The organism is Cellulomonas sp. (assembly GCF_036279715.1).
Lineage (GTDB): Bacteria > Actinomycetota > Actinomycetes > Actinomycetales > Cellulomonadaceae > Cellulomonas_A.
On the sequence record NZ_DASUIR010000135.1, the window covers coordinates 1 to 2,020 of the forward strand.

Sequence of the window (2,020 nt, forward strand, 5' to 3'; positions counted from 1 at the left end):
CCAGATCGTGGGCGAGTTCGAGGTCGTCGTCGGAGCGGGCAGGCTGCGGAGCGGTGCGACTGGTGTCGTGCGGTTTCCGCATCGGTGGACGCCCGAGGGCGTGACGGTCGAGTCGGCGTTCACCGGCGCTCACCTGCTGCACCTGGCTGCTGCGGGCTGCGTCCTCAACGACGTCTACCGGGAGGCTGAGCGCCTCGGGGTGGTCATCGACGGTGTCCGGGTGAGGGCGTCCGGAGGCTTCAACCCCGAGACGTGGCAGTCAACCGGCATCGAGTATGCCGTCGAGGTCGACAGCCCCGCACCCGCGGAGCAGGTGGACGTTGTCCTGGCAGCGGTCGACTCGGTTGCTGAGATCCCGAGGTCGATTCGTGCCGGTGCGACCGTCGAACGCATCCGCGACTAGCTGTACTCGGCCGATGGGTGCAGCGGAAGCGGCAGCGAACGCGCACGTCGGACCGCGGTCGTCCCGCTCAGTCCTCTGCCGCGGACGCGGCCAGCGCCTTGACGGCGCAGCGGTCCACCTTGCCGGTGGCGGTCCGGGGGAGCGTGCCGACGCGCAGGATCCGGGTCGGCAGCTTGAAGCGGGCGATCGTGAGCGCGGCGAGCTCGCGCACCTCGGCGAGCGTCGGTGTCACCGTGTCGGCGCACTCCAGCACCGCCACGACCGTCTCGCCCCAGGCGGGATCCGGTGCTCCGACGACGACGACCTCGGACACCCCAGCGAGAGCGTCGAGCGATCGCTCGACCTCCCCGGGGACGACCTTCTCCCCGCCGGTGTTGATCGCTTCGGCACAGCGCCCGACGAGCGTCAGGCAGCCGTCCGCGTCGCGCACCGCGAGGTCGCCGCTGCGTAGCCAGCCGTCCGGGGTGAGCGCCGCGCGGGTGGCCTCCTCGTCCTGCCAGTACCCCGGGGTGACCTGGGGTCCGGCGACCCACAGCTCACCTGGGAGGCCGGGCCCGCGCACGTCCTCGCCGGTGTCGGGCGACACGACCCGGATGCGCGTGTAGGGCAGCGGCACGCCGACTGAGCCCGGTTGGGAGGTGAGGCACGGGGTGGGCAGATAGGTCGCCGCGGGAGCCAGCTCGGTCATGCCCCAGGACGGGCGGAGGATCAGCCCACGGGCCCGGTAGCTCTCGAGCAAGCCGGCGGGTGTGGGGGCCCCGCCGATGATGGCTGCCCGGACGCCGGACAGGTCTGCCGTGGCGAACCGCTCGCACCGGGCGACTGCCGCGTACATCGCGGGGACCCCGAACACCGAGGTGATGGTCGTGCTCGCGAGGTCGTCGAGCGTGCGTTCGGCGTCGAACGTCCGTCGCAGGACGACGGTGCCGCCGTGCAGGAGCGTGCGCAGCGTGAAGGCGTTGAGGCCGCCGATGTGGAACATCGGGGCGACCGCGAGGGTCACGTCATTGCGGCGCGTGTCGAACACCTCGTCGATGTTGCGCTGGCTCCACCACAGGTTGCCGTGCGTGAGCATGACGCCCTTGGGACGGCCCGAGGTGCCCGACGTGTACATGATGACGGCGAGGTCGTCGGCCTCGAGGACGCGGCGCGGGGGGACGACGGCCGGTGCCGCGGCGCCCGCCGCGTCGTGTGCCGTCAGGCTGACCGGGACGTGTCGGCCCGCGACGGAGTACAGAGCGGCGAGCTCCTCCTCGACGACCAGCGCGTGCGGCGTGCAATGGTCCAGTGCCAGGCGCACCTCGGCCGGCGCGAGCCGGAAGTTCAGCGGCACGTACACCGCTCCGAGGTGCGCGCTGGCCAGGAGCGTGAGCAGGGCCGCCGGGCTGTTGCGCCCCGCATAGACGACGCGGTCGCCCGGCTGCACCCCGCCTGCAGCGAGCCGGCCTGCGAGGGCGACGGTCGCGTCGTGCAGACGGCTCGCAGTCAGGACCGTGCCGTCGTCCGCGACGACCGAGACCGTCTCGGGTTGGCGTCGCGCGAGCTGGGCGAGCGCGGTGGCGGGGCTGAGGTCGGGGTTCATGACGTTTCCGGGGTGAGGCGTCGGGGGGTGGGCAC

2 protein-coding genes are annotated in these 2,020 nt (G+C 72.6%); one reads left to right on the forward strand and one right to left on the reverse strand.

Annotated elements, in window-relative coordinates; genetic code table 11:
• On the forward strand, positions 1 to 403 hold a 403-nt coding region (locus tag VFW79_RS12790; RefSeq protein WP_329677673.1), incomplete at its 5' end, for an OsmC family protein.
• A 67-nt stretch (positions 404 to 470) separates the two neighbouring features.
• Here the strand turns inward: VFW79_RS12790 and VFW79_RS12795 are convergent.
• Positions 471 to 2,020, reverse strand: a 1,550-nt coding sequence (locus VFW79_RS12795) for a class I adenylate-forming enzyme family protein (protein WP_329677674.1), incomplete at its 5' end; no start/stop codon positions are given.